17 protein-coding genes and 1 pseudogene are annotated in these 22,262 nt (G+C 50.3%); 10 read left to right on the forward strand and 8 right to left on the reverse strand.

Translation table 11 applies throughout. The features are described from left to right. The 5 genes and pseudogenes from AC0QH1_RS03480 to AC0QH1_RS03500 all read right to left on the reverse strand — a co-directional run. Positions 1–161: pseudogene (locus AC0QH1_RS03480) on the reverse strand (photosystem II q(b) protein); the annotation flags it as partial. 237 nt (positions 162–398) lie between these two features. Further along, complete coding sequence (locus tag AC0QH1_RS03485) at positions 399–602, reverse strand: hypothetical protein (RefSeq protein WP_324629457.1); 204 nt, start codon at positions 600–602, stop codon at positions 399–401. 110 nt (positions 603–712) lie between these two features. Beyond that, positions 713–1,276, reverse strand: a complete 564-nt coding sequence (gene def / locus AC0QH1_RS03490; RefSeq protein ID WP_324629458.1) for a peptide deformylase — start codon at positions 1,274–1,276, stop codon at positions 713–715. Positions 1,277–1,462: 186 nt separating this feature from the next. Next, a complete protein-coding gene (locus AC0QH1_RS03495) occupies positions 1,463–4,870 on the reverse strand; it encodes a Calx-beta domain-containing protein (protein WP_324629459.1) in 3,408 nt (1,135 codons plus the stop codon). A gap of 1,143 nt (positions 4,871–6,013) precedes the next feature. Continuing rightward, positions 6,014–8,434, reverse strand: a complete 2,421-nt coding sequence (locus AC0QH1_RS03500; protein WP_324629460.1) for a sucrose synthase — start codon at positions 8,432–8,434, stop codon at positions 6,014–6,016. Positions 8,435–8,894: 460 nt separating this feature from the next. On the opposite strand from AC0QH1_RS03500, the gene AC0QH1_RS03505 reads away from it, so the two are divergent. Together AC0QH1_RS03505 and AC0QH1_RS03510 are read left to right on the forward strand one after the other, a co-directional pair. After that, complete coding sequence (locus AC0QH1_RS03505) at positions 8,895–9,104, forward strand: hypothetical protein (RefSeq protein WP_324629461.1); 210 nt, start codon at positions 8,895–8,897, stop codon at positions 9,102–9,104. A 486-nt stretch (positions 9,105–9,590) separates the two neighbouring features. Then, on the forward strand, positions 9,591–9,896 hold the full coding sequence (locus tag AC0QH1_RS03510) for a WGxxGxxG family protein (protein ID WP_324629462.1): 306 nt from the start codon (positions 9,591–9,593) through the stop codon (positions 9,894–9,896). An 82-nt stretch (positions 9,897–9,978) separates the two neighbouring features. Here AC0QH1_RS03510 and AC0QH1_RS03515 read toward each other — a convergent pair whose 3' ends face one another. Together AC0QH1_RS03515 and AC0QH1_RS03520 are read right to left on the reverse strand one after the other, a co-directional pair. Continuing rightward, positions 9,979–11,037, reverse strand: coding sequence for a tetratricopeptide repeat protein (locus tag AC0QH1_RS03515; RefSeq protein WP_324629463.1), 1,059 nt, complete (start codon positions 11,035–11,037; stop codon positions 9,979–9,981). A gap of 198 nt (positions 11,038–11,235) precedes the next feature. Further along, complete coding sequence (locus tag AC0QH1_RS03520; protein WP_324629464.1) at positions 11,236–12,417, reverse strand: tetratricopeptide repeat protein; 1,182 nt, start codon at positions 12,415–12,417, stop codon at positions 11,236–11,238. A 138-nt stretch (positions 12,418–12,555) separates the two neighbouring features. On the opposite strand from AC0QH1_RS03520, the gene AC0QH1_RS03525 reads away from it, so the two are divergent. From AC0QH1_RS03525 to AC0QH1_RS03545, 5 genes are all read left to right on the forward strand, one after another. Beyond that, positions 12,556–13,971 carry an aspartate ammonia-lyase gene (locus tag AC0QH1_RS03525; RefSeq protein WP_324629465.1) on the forward strand — a complete coding sequence of 472 codons (1,416 nt, stop codon included), beginning with the start codon at positions 12,556–12,558 and terminating at the stop codon, positions 13,969–13,971. Positions 13,972–14,127: 156 nt separating this feature from the next. Further along, the gene (locus AC0QH1_RS03530) at positions 14,128–14,448 is read left to right on the forward strand and encodes a hypothetical protein (RefSeq protein ID WP_324629466.1); all 321 of its coding nucleotides are present in this window, start codon (positions 14,128–14,130) and stop codon (positions 14,446–14,448) included. 142 nt (positions 14,449–14,590) lie between these two features. Next, positions 14,591–15,550 carry an Npun_F2552 family protein gene (locus AC0QH1_RS03535; protein ID WP_324629467.1) on the forward strand — a complete coding sequence of 320 codons (960 nt, stop codon included), beginning with the start codon at positions 14,591–14,593 and terminating at the stop codon, positions 15,548–15,550. 238 nt (positions 15,551–15,788) lie between these two features. Beyond that, positions 15,789–16,547, forward strand: a complete 759-nt coding sequence (locus tag AC0QH1_RS03540; protein WP_324629468.1) for a hypothetical protein — start codon at positions 15,789–15,791, stop codon at positions 16,545–16,547. Between the two features lie 56 nt (positions 16,548–16,603). Further along, positions 16,604–17,593, forward strand: coding sequence for a sensor histidine kinase (locus tag AC0QH1_RS03545; protein ID WP_324629470.1), 990 nt, complete (start codon positions 16,604–16,606; stop codon positions 17,591–17,593). A gap of 44 nt (positions 17,594–17,637) precedes the next feature. Here AC0QH1_RS03545 and AC0QH1_RS03550 read toward each other — a convergent pair whose 3' ends face one another. Then, positions 17,638–19,008, reverse strand: coding sequence for a CHAT domain-containing protein (locus AC0QH1_RS03550; RefSeq protein WP_324629471.1), 1,371 nt, complete (start codon positions 19,006–19,008; stop codon positions 17,638–17,640). A gap of 612 nt (positions 19,009–19,620) precedes the next feature. Between AC0QH1_RS03550 and AC0QH1_RS03555 the strand changes: the two genes are divergently transcribed. The 3 genes from AC0QH1_RS03555 (at position 19,621) to AC0QH1_RS03565 (ending at position 22,146) form a co-directional block, all read left to right on the forward strand. After that, complete coding sequence (locus AC0QH1_RS03555) at positions 19,621–19,875, forward strand: SemiSWEET transporter (protein ID WP_324629472.1); 255 nt, start codon at positions 19,621–19,623, stop codon at positions 19,873–19,875. Positions 19,876–19,963: 88 nt separating this feature from the next. Continuing rightward, positions 19,964–21,595, forward strand: a complete 1,632-nt coding sequence (locus AC0QH1_RS03560; protein WP_324629473.1) for a B12-binding domain-containing radical SAM protein — start codon at positions 19,964–19,966, stop codon at positions 21,593–21,595. A gap of 128 nt (positions 21,596–21,723) precedes the next feature. Next, on the forward strand, positions 21,724–22,146 hold the full coding sequence (locus tag AC0QH1_RS03565; RefSeq protein ID WP_324629474.1) for a hypothetical protein: 423 nt from the start codon (positions 21,724–21,726) through the stop codon (positions 22,144–22,146). Positions 22,147–22,262 lie beyond the last annotated feature (116 nt).

Genomic DNA, 22,262 nt, shown 5'->3' on the forward strand with positions numbered 1-22,262 from the left:
GCGACGAACGCGATGATGTAGCAGACGGTGGCGGTGAGCAGAGTTGGAATCATCAGCACGCCGAACCAGCCGATGTAAAGGCGGTTTTCGGTGCTAGCGACCCACTCGCAGAACCGGTCCCACAGATTGGCGCTTTCGCGCTGCTGTAAAGTGGTCGTCATAGTTCTTATGATTGCTATTTGGTTTTCAAGGTTATGATGTTTCCTATATTAACGACATTGTTAAGGTTTGTAAAGGGTTTTCAGCCACAGGAATCTTAATCAGTCTGATAAGTAATAGTTATGAAAGCTGGGGGACGGGCTGCGAGTGCGGGGAAAAGTGGCTCTAAACAACGGCGGGGACGAGCAGAAAGCCCGTCCCCACCGTGGAAGCGATTGCCCTCGGATAACACCGAGACATTATTTATTGTTGGCTTGGGCGTCGCGCACGGCGGCGATGAAAAACAACACAGCGCCAGGAATACTCAGAGCCAGAATAATGGTATCGATCGTGGTACCGAGATCCGGATTTCCAGAAGCGAGTTCAAAAATCGAACCCACGGCTGCGATCGCGGCGATGCAAGAAGCGGCCAGAAAAAGTCCACTTTTCGGAGTAACTGCCATATTAATGCAAGAGGGGTGAAGTGATCGTCGAAACATTACCAACAGGGAGCGTGAAGTTTCCTACCCAATCAGAGCCAGAAGAACTTCACCCGAGAATATCGGCATCAAAGCTAAGCAAAGGGTTGAACCGCTTTAGAGGAGAATCCATGTTTGGCCAACTCCTGAGTCAGCATCAGTTGATTTTCCACGCGATCGACAAACAACACGCCGGTGAGGTGATCCATTTCATGTTGAATGCAACGGGACAACAGACCTTTGACATTTAACTTGCTCGGACGACCGCGATCGTCTTTATAAGAAACTTCGATCGCTTCTGGGCGTTTCACATCTAAATAAACCCCCGGAATGCTGAGACATCCTTCTTGATAGAGGGTATCGTCGCCCCTGAATTTTTTAATCGTCGGATTGATCAACACCACCGGCGGAGTGGCGGGGTTTTCCGGGTCGCAGTCTACCACGATGATTTGTTTTTGCACCGCCACTTGGGGTGCTGCCAAACCAATGCCATCAGCGCTGTACATGGTTTGCAGCATTTCCTTGACCAATTGGCGTACATTGTCATCCACGCGAGAGACCCGCTTTGCATTTTGACGCAAAGCGCGATCGCCGAGATAGCAAATCTCGCGCGGAGGCTGTTCTAACTTTGTCTTTTCGACGAGAATGGAAGAGGTCATAGGTATTTGGATTGCGGTTCCAGGCTACAGTTCAAAATAATTGCTATCTTTTTCGATCTTACTCGATCGCTCGATTGCCGTCAGCTCTCCCCATCGGCTCAGGGATGGGGATATCCGAAAACTCGGGGCGATCGCGAAAGCTAAATCAGCTTTCGCGATCGCCCCTACCGAGAAATCCCGGCAAACCTACGAGGCATTATTGATCAGTTGTATCGTAGCCGCCGGAATGGCTGTGGGATCCTCGTAACCCGTCCCCGGGAGGAGGTTAAACACGATAAATTCCGTCAGCGCCTCATTCGGCAACCCTGCCGCAATGCCATCATCCACCGGATTAATCGTAATCGGCACCGACTCTTGAGCCACCGGAATGGTGACGCTGCCTTGATTGGTGACCGGATCGAAGCCCGGGAGGCTGCTGGTGTCGTAGTCCTCCCCTGGCGTTGCGGCATTCGCCACCGTGGTATCGATCTCGTAATTAACCGTGATAGGGTTGGCACTTCCGCCAAAGCGAGAGATATTTAAAGCGCCCGTAATATCGTCACCCACTTCCGACGCCAGAGGATCGGCAACCCCGAATAAGAGCTGTGAGGTTTCGTCATCCAAAAAGGTGACAGTAGCTTGTTGGTTATTCTGCTCGGAAGCCAGAGCATACTCTCCCCCAGGGGCAGAAGCTAAACGAAACCGCGCAATTTCATTGGGTTCGCGCACCGCATCATCTTGCGGCGTCACGCTCAAGGTTTTGGTGGCCGTGCCATCGGCACCCACATCGCTGGGATTAAACGTGACGCTGGTACCGCTGACGGTGAAATCGTCACCTTGAGTGGCTGAACCGCCCAAATTCAAGTCTACGGTAATGGGTGCCGTAATGCCCCCGGTGAGGGTAACTGTCAAGGTGGAAGTATTGGCAGGGTCATTTTCTGCCAGTCGGGCATTGCTCGCCGCGATCGAAACCGTAGGCACATCATCATCGACAATCGTCACCGTGGCCGAATTATCTGGTGCCGGACCGACGTTGTAATCCGTGGGATTGGTGGGGGGTTGCACGGTGAGTTCCACGGTTTCGGGTCCTTCTGCATCGGTATCATTAAGCGCCGCCGGAATTTCCACGGGAAGATTAACCGTCGTCTGACCGGCTGGAATGACGACACTGGTGCCGATATTGCTGTAGTCCGTGCCTTCTGTTGCCGTACCCCCGGCGGCAATATTGACCGTTATCCCTCCGGCAGGAGCTGCGAGGTCGCTGGACACCACAAATTGACCCGTATTGGTGGGGTCTCCTTCGTCGGCTTCATCGTCGGCGGCACTGACGGTAATCGTCGGCACATCATCATCCAAAATACTGACTGTGGCACTATTCGGCGTGCCCAGGGTTGCAGTGCCGGAGGGAGTGCCCAAGGATAACTGAATGTTTTCCGTGCCTTCGATCGCGGTATCGTCAACCCCCGTAATGGTGTAGGTCTTGGGTGAGACATCGCGATCGGCGAAGACAATCTGAGCGGGTAAATCGTCGGTGTAGTCGGTATTGCGGGTGGCGTTGGGAGTGCCGGCTCCGATATTTAACGGAACCGTGACCTGTCCGGAACTGCCGCCGACTCGTTGCACTTCTACGGTGACGGTGCCGCCGTTTTCGTCGAGGCTGTATTGGGCTTGGTTAAACTGAATTATCCCGGCGTTATCGATATCGACGATGTTCAGGGTGGCGCTAGTGGTGCCCCCGAGAGTGGCTCCGTTGGTGGGATTGGAAAGCGTCAACTCCACGGTTTCGGTGGGGTTGGCGTCAACGACACCATCATCGATGACGGTTAGGGGCACGCTCGCCGAATTTTGCCCATCGGGGATGTTGACCGTGAGGGGGAAATTGGTATTTTCAAAGTCATCCCCTGCCGTAGCGGTTCCCCCAGTAATGCTGACGGTGACGCTGACATCTCCTTGAGTACCATTGACGCGACTGATGGTAATCTGTGGGGTGCCGTTCTCGTTGACGGTGTAAGTGGCGGTACTAAATTGCAAGGTTCCCGGTTGTTGCGGTGGTTGCGGTGGTTGCGGTGGTTGCGGTGGTTGCGGTTGTTGCGGTGGCGTGGGGATTGGTCCGAGGGTGGGGGGTGGTAAGGGGGTGCCGTCTTCTGCCGGGGGTTCCGGGGCCGGTGGGGGTTCGGGGGGAAGGAAGTCTTCTCGGGTAATGTTGCTGACGTTGATATTCTGCAAGACGGTAATTGCGCCGGTTAAGGAGTCGAGAATGACGGTGTTATTGGCGTTTTCGCCGACGCCTTGCCGGATGATGAGTTGCTCGAAGGTGGTTCCTTGGGTAAATTCGAGGAAGTCTACGCCATCGGTAAAGTCGGTGACGAAGTTGGTGGCGGTTTGCAAAAAGTCTCCGGTTCCGGGGGCGAGGGCAAAGCGATCGGATCCTTCTCCGCCGGTGAGGGTATTGAGACCTAAATCGCCGAAGAGGAAGTCATCGCCTAAATCGCCGAAGAGGATGTCGTTGCCTTGACCGCCTCGGACGGTATCGTTGTTTTGTCCGCCATATACGGTGTCGTCGCCTTGGTTGCCGTTGGTGAAGTCGTTGCCTTGGTTGGCAAAAATCAAATCGTTGCCTTCGCCGCCGTTTACGCGATCGTCGCCTATGTCGCCGTAGAGGAGGTCGTTGCCGAGGTCGCCGAAGATGTCGTCGCTGTCTTTACCGCCGTAGATCGTATCGATTCCCTGACCACCAAATATCAGGTCAACGCCAGTGTTGCCGAAGAGCAGGTCGTTGCCTTGATTGCCGAAGATTTGGTCGTTGCCTTGTGCGCCGAATGCGGTGTCGTCTCCTTCGCCTGCGATCAGGACGTCACTACCGCCGAGGTTGAGTCCGATGAGAAAGGGGTCGGCGGTGGGGTCGCTTGGGTTTTCTCCGCGCAGGAGGTCGTTGCCTATCCCTCCATCGATGCGATCGCTGCCTTGGTTGCCATCGAGTAAATCGTTGCCGGCTTCGCCGAATATCTCGTCGTTGCCATCTCCACCCGATGCCGCATCGTCTCCTTCGCCGCCAAATATCCGATCGTCTCCAGTGTCGCCGGCAAGCAGGTCGTTGCCTGTGCCGCCGATCGCTACATCGTTGCCTTCAGCGCCATTAATGGTGTCGCTGCCGGCTTCGCCATCGAGGCGATCGCTGCCTTGGTTGCCGTCGATGTCGTCGTTTCCCCCTCCGCCTAAGATAACATCGTTGCCGAACCCTTCCAGAAGCGGCGTGCCATCGTTGCTAAAGTCGCCACACAGGCGATCGTTTCCTTCTCCTCCGTCTAGGGTGTCGTCTCCTGCACCGCCATAAACTGTATCGTCATCGTCGTTCCCACTCAGGCGATCGTTGTCGGTGTTTCCCAGTAAGGAGTCGTTCCCACTGTTCCCCTGGATGGTATCTTCACTGAGGGCACCAATTATGGTATCGTCTCCGCTTTCTCCTTGAATGATTTCCTGGAGCGATAAATCTAAAAAAATGCCTGGCTCTTGTTGGCTTCTCGCCCCTAGGAGGGTCTCTTCCTCTATCTGCTCTCTGAGATTTTGCCCGCTATTGAAATTGACAAATAAATTAGATCCGCTATTCCCTGCCATGTTTGGAACTCCTAACTTTACAAAACCGTAAATTCAACTTGGGAAGTTTATGTGAGGCTCTCAGCGCGTGCGGATCGATTTAAGAGAGGGTAGATGCCGCTTTTGCGTTTTGTAACCGATGGTCAGCGGCGATCGCTCGCTACCATTGAGATGCACTCGTTCTATCTTGCTTACAGATGAAAACAATCCCTCGGACTGTTTCCCTTGCCTAACATTTGGAACCTCTATCTATTCCAGCTAAACTGTAAACGCTCTTGAACATCAGATTGTCACCCTTGTGTCAACTACACTGAATCTTTATCTGAGTTGGCGATCGACGAAAATCGAATAATTTTGCCGCTCGTTCAACACTCCGGACAACCTTGGGGCATAATTCAAAATGGCCAAATTACTCCCTAACTTCCATTAACCCACTGACCCAACAAAATCTATCCCTACAGCTTGATAACCGTAGCGATGAGCGGGAAGGAAGTTGTTTCCCCAGAGCCGACACTCTAAGGTTCATCAGAGTATCTTGAGGTTGATTATACCCAACTCAGGGAAAAATCTTATCAGGCTGGTTGGGGTTTTCGGCAAATTAGGGCGATCCGAGGGGGCGCTCGCCAGGAAAAAGCATGTCTGCGTCTTTCCACCTGCTTCTCTAAATTTTATCTGTCGCCGGAACCGTTCATCAAAATCATCCTTTTTGAAATTTCTGCAAAAAATAGAGTATTCTGGCCAATTCAGGGGATAAAATCCAAACAATATTATAGATTTTTTGATGATTAAAATATTTTTACCGAAAACAACAAATAGCCAATATTTCGATTTCGTAGATTTACGATTTCCCCGAATAAAGTACCCTGTTTGGATAACAATTGACAGAGAGGATGACCTGACACTGTTTGAAGGCGGATACAGAAGCCTCTATCATCCTATTTTTTTAATGGGATTTGGGAGATAGGTTGCTAGAAAAACAGCTAATTTTTCCCGCTTAACAGGTGGGAAAGTTCTGGCGGCGTCACTTGGAGAAAAGTGGTGAAGTTGGCCGACGAGAAACGGCAATAAAATTGGGTGGACGCTTGTCCACCCAATGGTTTGTGGCAAGGAACAGGAAGTCCGGAGCCAGTACCGTCTAGGGATGAAAATTAAATGCGCGATCGCTTACCGTTGCCAGTGTGCATCTAGCAATGCTTGGGCGCGAGGTTTGAAAATCAGATAGAACAACGCCTCTAGATAACGCAACAAATCCTCGCGATTTTCCTTAGAAGTGTAATTCCAGAAACCGTAGATTTTCGAGAGGGAAAGCAAGCGCGAGGTGTGAATCTTCCAGGTGTAGGTACTGTAAACGCGCTCGATCGCGCGCTGGGAAATTTCCTCCCAATAATGCGGACTTTGGTCGCACTTGGAAACGAAATCCAGGATTTTCTCGGCAGTTTCTTCCACGTTCGTCGGGTTAATGTAAAACCCATTTTTCTTGTCTTGAATGATTTCCAACGGTCCACCAAACTGAGTAGCAAAGGTGGGCAAACCGGAAATCATGGCTTCCAAAATGGTCAAACCGAAGGCTTCAAACAGTGCCGGTTGGACGAAAACGCCGTGGCGATCGGCGATGACGCGGTAGATTTCGCCGGAGTCGGATTTCGGGAGACGCACCCCCAACCAGCGAATTTTCCCGTACAGATCGTAGTGCTCGATGATGTTGTACAGTTTTTGCATTTCGCTGAGTTCTTCGGAATCAGTGGATTCCTCCGCGCGTAATTTACCCGCCACCAAAATCAGGTTGCAGTGTTCTTGCAGCGCTTCGCTTTGACCGAAGCACTCTGCCAAACCGGTGAGGTTCTTGATCCGGTCGAGGCGGGCCATCGAGAAAATGGGGCGCTTGCTCGGATCCTCAAGTTTGCCGAACACTTGGGTGGGGTCTTCCAGGGTAAACAGCAATTCCTCGAGCCGTTCGCGATCGCTGAGGATGCGATCGTCGGTCCGGGTATAGGGGAAGTACACCGCTTCGTTCACTCCCGGGGGCACCACGTTGAACTTAGGTGAGAAGAGTTCGATGCCCTTGACCACATGATACAGATCGGGCATGGTGAAGCAATCGTATGATTCGTACTGTCCGACGCTATCGGGGGTTCCCACAATTTCTTGATAGGTACTACTGATGACGAAGTTTGCCGCATTCATGGCAATCAAATCAGCCGTAAATTGCAGGGAAAAGTGATATTGATTCTCTAAGTCTTGCCAGTACAAGTTACTGAAGAGGTACTTAGATTTTTCCAGGGCATGGGCAATATTGCATTGGGTGACTTTCAGGCGACGTGCCAGGAGGAATGCCACTAAGTTCCCATCAGAGTAGTTCCCGACGACGAGATCGGGTTTGCCTTCAAATTCTGCGAGGAGTTCTTTTTCTGCGTCTAGGGCGTAGGTTTCCAAATAAGGCCAGATTTCAAATCGCGAAATCCAGTTTTGGGTCATGTTGGGATTGAATTCGCGGAAGGGAATGCGCAGAATCCAGCCGTTTTCGGTGCCGCGTATTTTTTCCAGGCGTTGGTTGCAGCGGGTGCCTTCGGCGTTGGGAATCAAACGGGATAAAACGATGGTTTTCGGATAAACGCCCAACACGTCTAATCCGGCGAGTTTGAATTCTTCTTCGAGTTGCTTCTCTAAACTGCGCGCTTGATCGAGGACGTAGACCACTTGCCCCCCGGTGTCGGGACGCCCTAGCACTCCTTCTTGTCCAAACCAACCGTGAACGGAAACGAGAACCACGCGAAAGATCATCGGGATGCGCGAGACGAACGATTCGAGCACGGCATCGTCTGGGGAGTCAATCAGTTCGTCGAGAATTTCGAGGGTTTCGCCCACTCGACCGGCGGTGTTGCCCCAACCGGGTTCAAATCCGAGGTCTTGCAACTGAAAGCGAAAATCGACGTAGGGTTTGTCCTCGGGCAAATCGCCGACAAAGGCGATCGCATCTTTAATTTTATCGGACAATTCCCGCCGATTTTTAATCCGATGGTTAATCAGCAGTTGCTGCCCATTATATTGATGGAGGTTCAAAAATTCATAGAGCAGTTCGAGCCACTTGCGCCCATCTTGGAACAGTTTGCTGGAAAGATAGCGGTTGAGAAACTGAACGCCTTTGCCGATGTTTTTGGGGTCGCGAATGGTGGGAGAATAGTCGTAAAATGGCGCGAAGTCCAGTTCGAGGACATCTCCTTCTGTGGGTCGGTAGCGGTTAACGATCCGATCGCGCACGTCGAGCAAATCTTGAATGCTCATCGGTTCGACGGTTAAATCGTCCCAGATCCGAAACACTTGCTGCGAGGCAATCTTGGATCGCACGATCGCGCAGATGCTTTCGTCTTCCAGGATAATCTCCTGGGTGTAGTCAATCAGTTTGCCAAGATACGATGACTTATAAAAATATCCCGCCTTTTCATGTTGGCTACAGTAATCGGCAAACGCGCGTACAATATCATTTCGCAGAAAATACCGCTGGTCTGAGCCGCGTAATTCGCTGATAAACTGGCGCAGATCGATTTTTTCATCGCATTTTAGGACGGACTTAATCAGGTCGGACATTCCAACTCCTTTGCTGCACAACAAGACGATAAGAGTTCACACAAATTAAAGGGCAATCTGTGCATAGATTGCCTCTTCCTCTGGGGGAAGATTGCACGCGATCGCTACCCACTTCGTTTACAAACCTTGATAAAATTGTCCGTATTTCTGCCCAAACTAGCGGATAAACGGCTCAATTAGTCTCAGATTTCCCGTTACTCCTTCGGTTAGCTCCCTGGCACTACTCTTCCAACCCGATCGGTTAATATTTCGTTCGAACCACTGGCTCAGGGCAAATCAATTTGCTCCACTAGATATCGACCGGGATTGCCGGATTGGCATTCACGCCTGCTTCTTCTCACCGGGCGTGCTTTCGGTTGCCCCGGGTCTCGCGGACGCAAAATTCCTCCTGTTCAACTACTCTACCAATTAATTGGGTGGATTACATCTTTTTCCCTGCCAATCGAGCATATTTTTTCTCTTGGATCCCTCGATTGTTTCTCCGTTGCGCGAAAATGGGGTACCGAAAGCTGATGCCGACGCCGAAGCGATCGCGGATCGCTCAAACCCCCACCATGATGCAGCGGTTGTCAGTCTGTATTGTCCGCATCTGTGGCATTTCGCCGCCCCTCAATCCCGACGATCCTCCCTCGCCTCCTGTGGGTTTCCTTCCTCGCCGCCTTCGGCGTAGGTGTCGGCGCGCTCATCAGGCAGTGTGTTTTCGAAGGGCGCAAGTGTTCCACCGATTCCCCTTCCCGGGAATTCCTTGGGTTTTCCCTGCCTTTCCCTCGGCGGTTTTGATGACGAGGCATGTTTTGCCTGGGGTCTGCTCGAAAATATCCGCACTAGCAAAGGTCGATCCGAAATCGCAAGGGGTTGCAAAGGCGATCGCCCTCCATCGGCAATCTCAATCCAGGGTAGTGGCTTTTCCGGGCTTTGTCTTCCCACAGAGGGATAAATTTCGGCAGCTTTTACCCCCCGCACCTAACCCGATGTCTGGAAACGATCGCACAACCCATTCCTTAGTTTTCCAAATCCCGGCGTCTTTCTTTGGGCCTATTTCTTCAGAGATAATCTCCCCACCGTTCCAATATCTTTCTTCAGATTGATGTCTGTTCTGTAACCAATTCCTTAAAATTAAAAGCAAGCAAAACAATTCAGGAACTTAAATAGGTTTATGAAACTCACCAATAAATTTTCCAAGGTTATTAGTGCTGGAGTTCTCGGCGCTAGTTTGGCGTTCTTGCCTTTCAACCTGCCGGCATCGGCTCAGGTAGATGATGTTTATGAAACCCCGCGAGAAGAAGTTGCCGAACTAGAATATGAAGACAACGATAACTGGGGTGCTTGGGGGTTACTCGGATTATTCGGTTTGCTCGGTTTAGCGGGTCTCGGCGGTAAAAAACGCCATGAGGAACATACCGTTTATGCCGATCCAGCTCGAGAGCGAGAAGGAGTTGGCACGCGCTCCACTTATCGCTAATTCCTCTAGGGTGAGCATTGCTCACCCTACCTGGGGGTCGGGGCATTTGAGAATGGCGAAAGAATGTCACCTCGGTTGTCGGTTATGAATCCGACTCGCGATCGCGCATTAAGCGATGAAATTGCTCCGAGTGACGCAGGCTATCAAAGCCGGCATCAGCTAAGGCGCGATGGCGATATTCTTCGGCATTTATACGCAAGGCTTGGCGCAAATTGTCCATCACCCGATCGCCTTGTCCGAGTGCGGCATAACAGCAGGCGATCGCATACCACGCTTCTGCAGATTGCGGATTAATAGAGATAGAGCGCTCATAACAGGCAATCGCTTCTTCATACCGTCCTAAATTCTGGAGCAAGTCGCCGCGATCGCACCAGATCCACTCATCATTCGGTGCCAATTCTAAGGCTTTTTCCCAGGAGGCGATCGCTTCTTCAGTTTGTCCCAAACAAGCCATTGCGTGACCGCGATAAATCCAAGAATCCGGAGAATTGGGCTGAAGCTTCAACGCCTTATTAAAACTGGCGATCGCCCGCTCGTATTCCCCAATTGTCTCTAACAAAAACCCCCGATTAAACAATGCAATCGGGTCATTTTCTTCTAATTCTAATGCTTTTTCCCAACTGGCCAATGCCTCTTGATAGCGCTCTAAATCGAACAGGGCATTCCCGCGATTCGTCCAGGCTTCGTGATTGTCGGGATTAATTTCTAACGCTTTATCGTAAGAGGCGATCGCTTCGGAGGCGCGATTCAAGGAAGCCAGAGAAATCCCGCGATTAAACCAAGCAAACTCATTATTTGGCGAGAGTTCCAAGGCGCGATCGTAACTTGCCACCGAAGCTTCGTATTGCCTTGATTTTCCCAAAGCATTGCCTCGCGCCACCCAGAGCATACTCAAATTCGGTTGGCTTTTTATCGCCTCATCGTAGCAGACGATCGCCTCTTCATAACGCCCCAAATCAAACAATAAATTGCCGCGATCGTGCCACGCGGCAAAATAATCTGGTTTTAACTCTAGGGCGCGATCGAAGCTGGCCATTGCTTCATCATACGCGCCTCGTGCCACGAGCATGACGCCTTGGTTCGTCAAGGCGATATACTCCTCGGGTTCGTCTTCCACGGGTGGATAATTGGGATGAGTCATGGGGGGACTTGCCGCGATCGCAGTGTTGACGTTATCTTAACAAGCGGATGCAAGGAGACTCCTGATGGTTGGATATCCCCCTCCCGGTGGGGCATTCCCCAAAAGCAGCAGGGGAGTGGTGCGGCTTTGGGGAGACAATCGGGCAAATTTTCACCCCAGGGGCGATCGCTCAATCATAAAATAAAATTCAATTAATCCTTACATCAACGACCGAAATCGCTCGTCGGCGCGCAACCCTTCAAACTCCGGATTTTGTGCCACGATCGCCCGGTATTCATCCGGATGAATATAAATCGCTTCTTGCAAACAGGCGATCGCCCCCTCAGTTTCCCCCTGTCGGGCATAACAGCGCCCTTGTTCGTACCAAATTTCCGGATCTTGGTGGTGAATTGTCAGGGCTTTCTGAAAACTCCTCATCGCTTCATCATACCGCTGCAACTGAGTCAAAGCTATGCCCAGGGAACACCACACCCAACTGGTTAAGCGTTCGTATTCCTCTCCCCAGTGTTGCCAATCCGGCGTACACTCCAAGGCGCGATCGTAGCTGGCGATCGCTTCATCATAACGCCCCAGGTGACGCAGGGCATTGCCCCGTTGATACCACACCCAATAACTCTCGGGCCTCAACAAACTGGCTTGTTCGTAACTCGCAGCGGCTTTGGCATGGGCATCGCAATCCTGCAGGGCGATCCCGCGATCGTACCAGACGAAATAATCCTCGGGGTCGAGTTCCAAGGATCGATCGTAACTGGCGATCGCCCCTAGGGAATCTCCCAGCAAATCGAGCACTTTTCCCCGGCGATACCAGGCCCGCGCCGCGTCGGGTTTCAATTCCACGGCGCGATCGTAGCAGATGGCAGCTTCTTCATACCGGGCGGCAAAGTTTAAGGCGTCGGCGCGACGATACCAGGCCCAGAAATCATCGGGTCGAATGGCGATCGCCGTTTCATAGCTTTGCGCCGCTTCCAAGTAGCGACTGGCATCCCCCAGGGTGTTGCCCCTTTCGTACCAGGCCCAGTAATCCTCGGGGCGAATCTCTAAGGCGCGATCGTAACTGGCGATCGCTTCGTCGTAACATTGCCTTTTGAGCAAACTGCCGCCCCTTTCGTACCAGGCCCAATAGTCTTTTGGCCTACTTTGCAAGGCTTTGTCATAACTGGCAACTGCTTCTTCATATCGCCCCAATTCATCCAAAACGTTGCCAATCTGATACCAGGTCCAATAATCTTGCGGTTGATACTCTAACGCTCTGTCATAGCTGGCAAGGGCGTCTTCGTAACGACGCATATCTCGCATGGCGCTGCCGAGTTGGTACCATTCCCAGTAGCTATCCGGTCGGCATTCTAGGGGTCTTTCGTAAATCGACATCACTTGATTCATAGCTTATCTGTGGTGGTTGGAAAATCGCTTCGCTCCCTCCTAAAAATTAGGATACTGCGAGAAAACCTCACTTGGATCGGTAAAATTACTTTGATTGTCATCAAAAGATGTGAAACAAAGGGCAGAAAAAACAGTAGAATGAGCGACCAACCCAACTTACAATCCAGAACCGAACGCGACTCGATGGGAGAACGGGAAATCCCCGCCGATGCGTACTATGGCATTCAAACCCTGCGGGCAATGGAAAATTTTCCCATCAGCGGGATTAAACCCCTGCCAACCTATGTGGATGCCTGTGTGCTGATTAAAAAAGCAACGGCGATCGCCAATGCGGAACTCGGCTGCATCCCGCAAGACATTGGGGATGCGATCGTTCGCGCGGCGGATGAAATCCTCGAGGGTTCCTTACGCGACCAATTTGTGGTGGATGTTTATCAAGCTGGGGCGGGCACCTCCCATCACATGAACGTGAATGAAGTCCTGGCGAATCGCGCCCTGGAACTACTCGGAGACAAAAAAGGCAATTACCAGCGCGTCAGTCCCAACGATGCGGTAAACTACGGTCAATCCACTAATGATGTGATTCCTACAGCCATTCGGATCGGCAGTTTGCTGGCACTGCAGCGTCACCTTTATCCGGCGATGGCTGATGCGATCGCGATTTGCGATCGTAAAGCTAGTGAATTCCACGATGTGGTTAAATCTGGCAGAACCCACATGCAAGATGCAGTGCCGGTGCGTCTGGGGGAATCTTTCCGCGCTTGGGCGCAAATCCTTACCGAACATGTCATCCGCGTGGAAGCGGCGGCGAAAGAACTGACGATTCTCGGCATCGGCGGGAGTGCTACGGGGACGGGGTTAAATACTCACCCTCAGTATCGCGATCGCGTGGTGAATGTCCTCTCGGGCTTGATTCGCATTCCGTTACGACCGGCTTTACATTTGATGGCGGCGATGCAAAGCATGGGTCCGTTTGTGAATATGTCCGGCGCATTACGCAATTTGGCCCAAGATTGCGTGAAAATTTCCCACGATTTGCGTTTGATGGACTCCGGTCCGAATACGGGCCTGAAGGAAATTCAGTTACCGCCGGTTCAACCTGGATCCTCGATTATGCCCGGAAAGTACAATCCGGTGATGGCGGAGATGACTTCGATGGTCTGTTTCCAGGTGATGGGCTATGATAGCGCGATCGCTTTGGCCGCACAAGCGGGTCAGTTGGAACTGAATGTGATGATGCCCCTGATTGCTTACAATCTCATCCACAGCATTGAAATCCTGGGCAATACCATTCAAGCCCTCAGCGATCGCTGTCTCCCGGATATTACCGCCAAGCGCGATCGCTGCGAAGCATACGCCGAAAGCAGTTTGGCTCTCGTCACCGCCCTCAACCCGCACATCGGCTATCTCGACGCCGCCGCCGTTGCGAAGGAATCTCTCGAAACCGGCAAGTCCCTGCGCCAAATCGTCCTCGATCGCGGTCTGATGAATGAAGAAGAACTCTCCCGGGTTCTCGATTTGCAGAAAATGAGCGCTCGTCCAGGCACGATTTGAAAATTGAAAATTGACAATTGAGAATTGAGAATTGAGAATTTATCTTTTCTTAATTCTTAATTCTTAATTCTTAATTCTGTGAGGCGTTAGAGTGAAGGGAGCGGGTTCCGTCATCTCGGAATCCCACCTATCGTCGATAATATTAGGAGTGCAATTATGGCCCGAGGTTCATTTGCCTCAATGCAGGCTCAAAGTTCTACCGAAGTGACCTTTTATTACGAAAGCGGTCACAGCGATTCGTTTAAAATTCCCTTGCCAGCACAGCAATTCCAGCAGCAACTTCCCGAAATGTTACAGCAACCTTGGTTAATCTTTCATTTGATAGATGAAACCGTGTCGGTATGTACCGCTAAAGTGGTAAAAGTGGAAATCAAGCCCCCGGTTCCCGGCTATCAAGGGAAAGGGGTGTTTGCCAATGTTGAGCGGGTGACAACCATGCAGCGCGGCGCTGCTGGACGATTACCGGTCAATGGTTAAGGGAGTTTCCCTCCGCAAAGATTCACGGAATCGTTATTCTCTCCTGTAGGGGTATGGCATACCGCCATGCCCCTACAATTGCAAGGTACAATAACAAACTACTACTGGATTGTAAACTGTTTGGATTGGAAACTTCACTGCTATGTCTACGGTTAGTTTAATTCGTGCCGATGCTTACGAACTGCGATCGCTGCGGCACTCTTTAGAAACGCTTCTCGAGCCATTAGGGGGCATTTCGGCTTTCGTCAAACCGGGCGATCGGGTGCTGCTCAAACCCAATTTGCTCACCGGTTCGCGTCCGACCAAAGAATGCGTTACCCGCCCGGAAATCGTCTACTGCATTGCTCAAATGGTGCAAGAAGTGGGCGGAAAGCCTTTTCTGGGAGATAGTCCGGCATTTGGTAGCGCTAAAGGCGTTGCTTTCGCTAATGGTTATCAAGAATTGGTGGAAGAATTGAATCTGCCCATTGTGGAATTTCACGGCAACCGTTATGAAACGGTGGGAGATAATTTTAATCATTTGTTGCTTTCAAAAGAGGCAATCGAAGCGGATGTTTTGATTAATTTACCGAAGGTAAAATCTCACGTTCAGTTAACTATGACCCTGGGGGTGAAAAATCTGTTTGGTTGCGTACCGGGAAAAATGAAAGCCTGGTGGCATATGGAAGCGGGGAAAGATGCAAATCGGTTTGGTGAAATGCTGGTGGAAACCGCGCGATCGCTGAACCCGAATTTGACGATTGTGGATGGCATTATCGGTCACGAAGGCAACGGACCGAGTGGCGGCGAACCCCGAAATTTGGGCATTTTGGCCGCTTCTGCTGATGTGTTTGCCTGCGATCGCGCCTTGTTAGAATTGCTCGGGGTAGAACCACATTTGGTGCCCACTGCTGCAGCTTCGATGCGCTTGGGTGTATGTCCGGAATTGTCAGAAATTACCTTTCCTCACGCCCGCCCAGTGGATTTAAAAGTGGCGGATTGGAAATTACCCGAGGCTTTGGTTCCCATTGATTTTGGCATGCCTCGGGTCCTGAAATCTACTTTCCGGCATTTGTACATTCGCTTTATTAAAGAACCGATGAAAGCTTATGCAAAACGGTAAGTAGCGATCGGGTGGGTTGGTTCGCCAACCCACACTGACTCACAGCACCCCTGGAAATGATTTTAACTCCCGGCTGAGAATACTGCCCATCGGTGGGGTAAGGCGGGGCACAAATCGGTTCGCCGGCGGTTTCGCGAACATCCAGTGGCAAGATGCGATTGAAAAATTGAGAATTATTTGCAATAATTAGAAAAAGTCCCACCTTTGTCTGAGAAAACGATTGGATTTAGCAAACGGAATGCATGACTTAACGCGGTTTGGACTGAGTGACACGATCGCCTGTAGTGCGACGTTACGGCGATTGGGCAAGGATAAAACCAATATGGAAGAAGTTGCCCATGCGATCGTGGATTATCTCTATCAAAATTTAGTAGATACCGCCACTGGGGAAAAATGCTGTACCTTAGTGCGCTTTTTCAAAACCCATCCCTATCAAAAATTACCAGAGGAATTGCGCCAGTTTGTTCGGGCAAAGTTGACGGGGGAACCTTGTACGCCAATGATGAAATGTTTGACCCTCCTGGCGACGGTGGGCGAAAGACCCGCATGGAACCACCGACAGCTTTCGCAAAATTATAAAGCCATTCCCCTGCCCAATCAAGCGATCGCCGCTAAATCTCCCATGTTTTCCCAGCTTATCGCTCAGTTTGGCTTGCAGTTTGATACTGTAATCGAACCGGATCCGGAATTATTCATGCAACTGGAACAGAAAAATTATAATGTGTTTTATGTGGGAGAAGCGGTGGGCAGTCCTTACATTCCGGCGCAACGGGATTTTGTGATTCCGTTTGGCATTAAATCCGTGTTGGGATTTGGCGGGTTATTGCCCTCTTCCTGTGACCTGTTTGCGATTATTCTCTTCTCCAAACACCACATTCCTCGCGAAACTGCCAATTTATTTAAACCCCTTGCCCTCAGTGCGAAATTATCCCTGCTGCCTTTTGTGGGAGAAACGATTTTTCATCCTCCCACTGTCAGCTCTGTACTGCCCACCTGACAATTTGCACTCCCATCAACTGTGCCAAGGATTTTGACAATCGTAGGAGACTCTGCGTGAAAAATAACAGCAAAAATCAAGAAATCGAACGGCTAAAATCCCAGGTGGCGACGTTGGAACAATTGCTGGAAGTGTTTGAAGATACGGCACTAGAACAGGCGCAGAAATTGGAACGAACCCTGGAGGATTTAAAGCGGACGCAAGCTCAGTTAATTCAGAGCGAAAAAATGTCCAGTTTGGGACAATTAGTGGCGGGGGTGGCTCACGAAATTAATAACCCCATCAGTTTTATTTCGGGAAATATTCTCTACGCTAGAGAATATATGGAAGACTTGCTTTATCTGCTGCAGTTATATCAGCAGCATTATCCCGAACCGGTAGGGGAGATTCAAGCGGTGTCGGAAGAGATGAATGTGGATTTTATCCAGAAAGATTTGCTGCATTTGCTCTCTTCCATGCAAGGGGGAAGCGATCGCATTCGGAAAATTGTCTTGTCTCTGCGAAATTTTTCGCGGTTGGATGAGGCGCAGATGAAAGCGGTGGATATTCACGAGGGATTGGAAAATACCCTGTTGATTTTGCGCGATCGCCTGGAAAAAGGGCAGATTAACATTATTAAAGAATTCGGGAATGTACCGCCAGTAGCGTGTTTTGCGGGGGAATTAAATCAGGTTTTTCTCTATATCCTGACCAATGCGATCGATGCCCTAGAAGAAATCCACCGCCAAGGGGAAAGTGCAAGGAAATATGCAGCAATTCGGATTCGCACGGAATTGCGCGATCGCCAGTGGGTGACGATCGCGATCGGCGATAATGGCGTGGGTATCCCGGAAGAGGTTCAGAAACGAATATTTGACCCTTTTTTTACCACCAAACCCGTGGGAAAAGGCACCGGCATGGGATTGGCGATCGCCTATCAAGTGGTGGTGGAAAAACATCACGGTCAATTACACTGCGTTTCTGCACCGGGTGAGGGGACGGAGTTTCGGATTTCGATTCCCATTCCACCGGATAATTCCGAGTGTGAATCCGGTTTGACTCCTTAAAGTGGGGCGGAAAAAACATCGAAATTGCCTCGAAATTTCGCCAATTATTCTGGTTTTCCAATCAGCATAAATCCGGCCCAATGTCGGGGTTCGGGATAAGCTTGCATGGTATCGAGCATTGCCATTCGCAGGGATTTTGCTTTGTCTCCGTTTTGTTGGTAGTGGTGATAAAATTGCCTCATAAATTTGACGTTAGAACCGGGATGAGGCAACCATAAAGACATCACTAAACTGGGTACGCCAGCAGCAATAAAGCCACGGGATAATGCCACGATTCCATCCCCCCAAATGTGACTGCGACTGATATCGCAACCGCTCAAAACCAACAGTTTCGCGTTTAATTTCAATTTGAGGATTTCGCCGAGGGTGAGTAAGCCATTATTTTTGCCACTGGGGGCCAAGGCGATCGCGCATTGCAAAACTTCTGTATCGTCGAGAAAGGTGTGAGTGGCAAGATGAATGATGTCGGCGGTGGGCAGTTTTTCGAGTACGGCGGCTTTGGTGGCGCGATCGCCGGTTAAAGGCACCGTCTGCAGCAATTCGCCAATCGCTTTAGCTTCGGTTTCGGTCCGGGGAAGCTGTAGCAGTTGCACCGGGGGTTCGCCAAATTCTAGGCAAATTTGCGGCATTTTCGGATTGGCAACAATTAAGGAGTCGCGAGTTGCTTTATGCCCGTTTTCGCCCTGTTGTTTCTGCGGTTTTTGCTGTTTACGCAGCTTGTTCGTCCACTCTAATACTTGAATCGCTGGGGCGATCGAGAGGGTGTGTTTTTCGATCAGATACTTTCCCTGGCAATCGATTAAGGCGGCAAAAGGAACTAAAAATAAAAAGTCTTGGGGAATAATAATGACGCGATGGTGTTGTTCTTTGGGCAATAAATCCGCGATCGGTTCGATGAGCAATTGATAGAGAAACTGCAGTTGCTCGCGATAGCTCATCGAATGCGCTTCACTTTCTCCGACATTAATTAACTCGCGCACGCTGCGAACAATGGCGGAAATGGAGGTGTTTTTTTTGTGCCACAAATGTTGCAAGTCTACCTGCTGAAACGTGACTTTTCCGGCGGGCGTTACTACCCAAACGTACAAATCTGTAGCATAGGCGTAGAGATAGTTAAACCCCAGCCGAAACCGCGACATCTGATAGAATTGATTGTAGTCGTACAGCAGGGAATAACTCACCAAGGTCGCATTTTCAGCTTTGGCAATTTGTTTGATTTCATAAATACTCGGCGGATCGACCCAGGGGGGTAAGTTCACTTCTGGCGCTAAATGGGTCGCCAATAGATGCTGAAACGCTTTAGCACGCCCCTGTTCTGCCACTTCCAATGCGGTTTCGGTTCGGTGCTGAATCACCAAAACTCGTTGAAAGCCTCGATAAATATCCGGTTGCCCCTCATGCAAGAAAACATTCATTCTTTTTGCCCCTAATTCAGTATCGCTCGGTTCCCCTGAAGTTGCCGCTACCCATGCATAATGGCGCAAGTTCAATCTAGAAGAATGGCGATCGCATCTATTCTACTGGATTTCTCTTCCACAATAGAGAGGAGTTTCACCCTTCCCTCGCCTGATTTTTTACCCCGTTTTTTTTGGCGTACCCTCCTTGCCGCGATCGCGCCGATGACTCGAGTCAGTTTTGTCGCATCCCCCGAAAAGCTAGCGGTTTTTACATTTTATAACTTTTTCATTATATCAGATTTGCCGCTGCTTTTCGGGCAATTGACGCAACTTTACAAAGCGGATTCACAATCGCGACCTCCTTGGTTTTCATTGCTTGTCAAACCTCAAATTCCTTCCTCTGCTGGCTGTTTCTTAACTCAATCCCACCGCCGCGCCCTATCCCTTTAAGGCACAACTTATCTCACGAAAAACCTGGCCGCCCACAAGTATAAAACCCTCGTCCAACCCCAACCGTCAGCCCCCAGCAACCCCCCAGGGAAAAAACACTCGTCCAGGAGGCGATTTTCTCCGAAAATCCTCTACAATAAAATCAATCCATTTTGTTGCATCTCAACCCCCCTTCCAACCATGACCTTCGTTACCGCCATCGGATTGCTCGCCGGAACCTTCACCACTATTGCCTTCGTGCCCCAAGTCCTGAAAACTTGGAAATCCAAATCCACCAAAGATGTCTCCTTAGGCACATTTTTGTTATTCTGTACTGGCGTATTTCTCTGGCTGGTTTATGGCCTTTTTAACCGCGATATCCCCATCATTGCAGCGAACTTAGTGACCTTTGTTTTAGCCGCAACCATTTTATGGTTTAAGGTGAAATACAAATGAGGGGGTATGTGTCATTTGTCATTTGTCGTTGGTCGTTTGTCCAGTGACCAATGACCAATTCTTCTGCTGTTTTATTGTAATTTTTCCCATGACTGATTCTATGTTTCGCGAAGAACGCTTGCTGTTTTCCCCCGCAATTCCCGATAGCGATGCGATTGGGTTGGTGTACGCTTTTCCCAATGAATATAGCGTGGGGATTACCAGTCTTGGCTATCAAATTGTTTGGGCAACCCTTGCTTCCCGGGGGGATTTGCAAGTCAGCCGTTTGTTTACCGACGTACAGGAACCCTTACCGATCGATTTAGAATTGTGGGGATTTTCTATATCATGGGAACTGGATTATGTCAATATTTTGGGACTGTTGGAATCGATGGATATTCCCGTGCGATCGCAAAATCGTCGGGCGGGGCATCCGTTAATTTTTGGCGGGGGGCCAGTGCTGACCGCAAATCCCGAACCCTTTGCCGACTTTTTCGATATTATTTTACTCGGCGATGGGGAAAATTTGCTCGATGAATTTATCGAGGCTTACAAACAAGTCCGCCACGCCACGCGAACCGAGAAACTCCGCCATCTGGCCCAGGTGCCGGGGGTGTATGTTCCCAGTTTATATCACGTTAGCTACCAAAGTGCGGATGGGGAAATCCAATCCATCGAACCGATTGATGCCGAAATTCCCGCCACGGTGGCGAAACAAACCTATCGCGGCAATACCCTATCTGCTTCCCCGGTGGTGACGGAAAACGCCGCTTGGCCGAATATTTTCATGGTAGAAGTGGTGCGAAGCTGTCCGGAAATGTGCCGTTTTTGTTTGGCCAGTTATCTTACGTTACCGTTTAGAACGGCGAGTATGGAAGCCTCGTTAATTCCGGCGATCGCCAAAGGATTAACGGTGACCAATCGCATCGGATTGCTGGGCGCTTCGGTGACGCAACATCCGGAATTTAGCGAGTTATTAGACTATTTGACGCAATCAAAATTTGATGATTTGCGCTTGAGCATTGCTTCAGTGCGAACCAATACCGTGACCGAACAACTGGCAAGAACTCTGGCAAATCGGGGGACGAAATCCCTCACCATCGCCGTGGAAAGCGGTTCGGAAAAAGTTCGCCAAATCGTTAACAAAAAATTGGCAACCGATGACATTATGCAAGCCGCCGTGAATGCCAAAGCGGGTGGATTATCCGGCTTAAAACTCTACGGGATGGCGGGAGTTCCCGGAGAAACCGCAGATGATTTACAAGCGACAGTGGAAATGATGCGATCGCTGAAAAAAGCCGCCCCCGGTTTGCGCCTCACCCTGGGATGCAGTACCTTCGTCCCCAAGGCCCACACCCCATTTCAGTGGTTTGGTGTCAACCCACAAGCGGACAAACGCCTGAAAAAACTCAAGAAAGAATTGGGGAAAAGCGGCATTGATTTTCGCCCGGAAAGTTATAACTGGTCCGTGATTCAAGCCCTGATTTCTCGGGGCGATCGCCGCTTGTCCCATCTGCTCGAATTAGTGCGTCATTATGGTGAAACCCTCGGCAGTTATCGCCGCGCTTTCAAGCAACTGCGCGGACAACTTCCCGACCTAGATTTCTATGTCTATAATAATTGGTCGCCAGAGCAAATTCTTCCCTGGCAACACATCCAAGGTCCCTTACCCGTTTCTACCCTTAAAAAACATCTCGCTGAGGCCACCAGTTATTTTAATTCCGCCGAGAAAATAAGTTAAAATACTACCTAAATTGCCCATCGGGACAAAAAACATTAAGGAATGTTAAAAACCAGATGCCATTCCAAATTTTCGGTGTTAGAACAGTGGGGTAGAACTCTCGATGGGTTTAACCCTTCTTGATTCCCATGACCCGAAACAAAAATTCCTGGAAAATCGCCCTCATGGGCGCTGGTGCCTCCTTATTGTTTGCTCCGGCTGTGGGTGCAGTTGTGGAGACAAACTCGGCGCGGCAACCCTCCCCTGAAACCCACCGCCAAATGCCCCTAGAACTGGCGCAACAACAGTATTGCCCCGATCGCGCCGGCGGAATGCCGATGGTAGACTTCTTCGAAACTGACAACTTTTGGATCTATATCTGTGAAGGCGATGGCCTCTATTATCATGGGGTCGAAAAAGGCCCAAATGGTGGCTATATCACCATCCCCGCTTATGTGGAAGAAGGCACCGGCTATGTGGCAGAAAATGGCATATACACCTACATTGTTAACGGGGCCAGCCTCAGCATTTATGAAGGGAATACCCTGCTGCAAGAAGATTGGGTGTATTAAGCACTAAGCGAATTCTGGTTATGCTGAAATAAAATAGCGGCGATCGCGCAATTTTACCGCTGCATCTACTTTGGCGATCGCCGCTTATTTTTGCAACCTTTATGCGGGGGATTGAA

The sequence above is a fragment of the Phormidium sp. CCY1219 genome, from assembly GCF_055795085.1.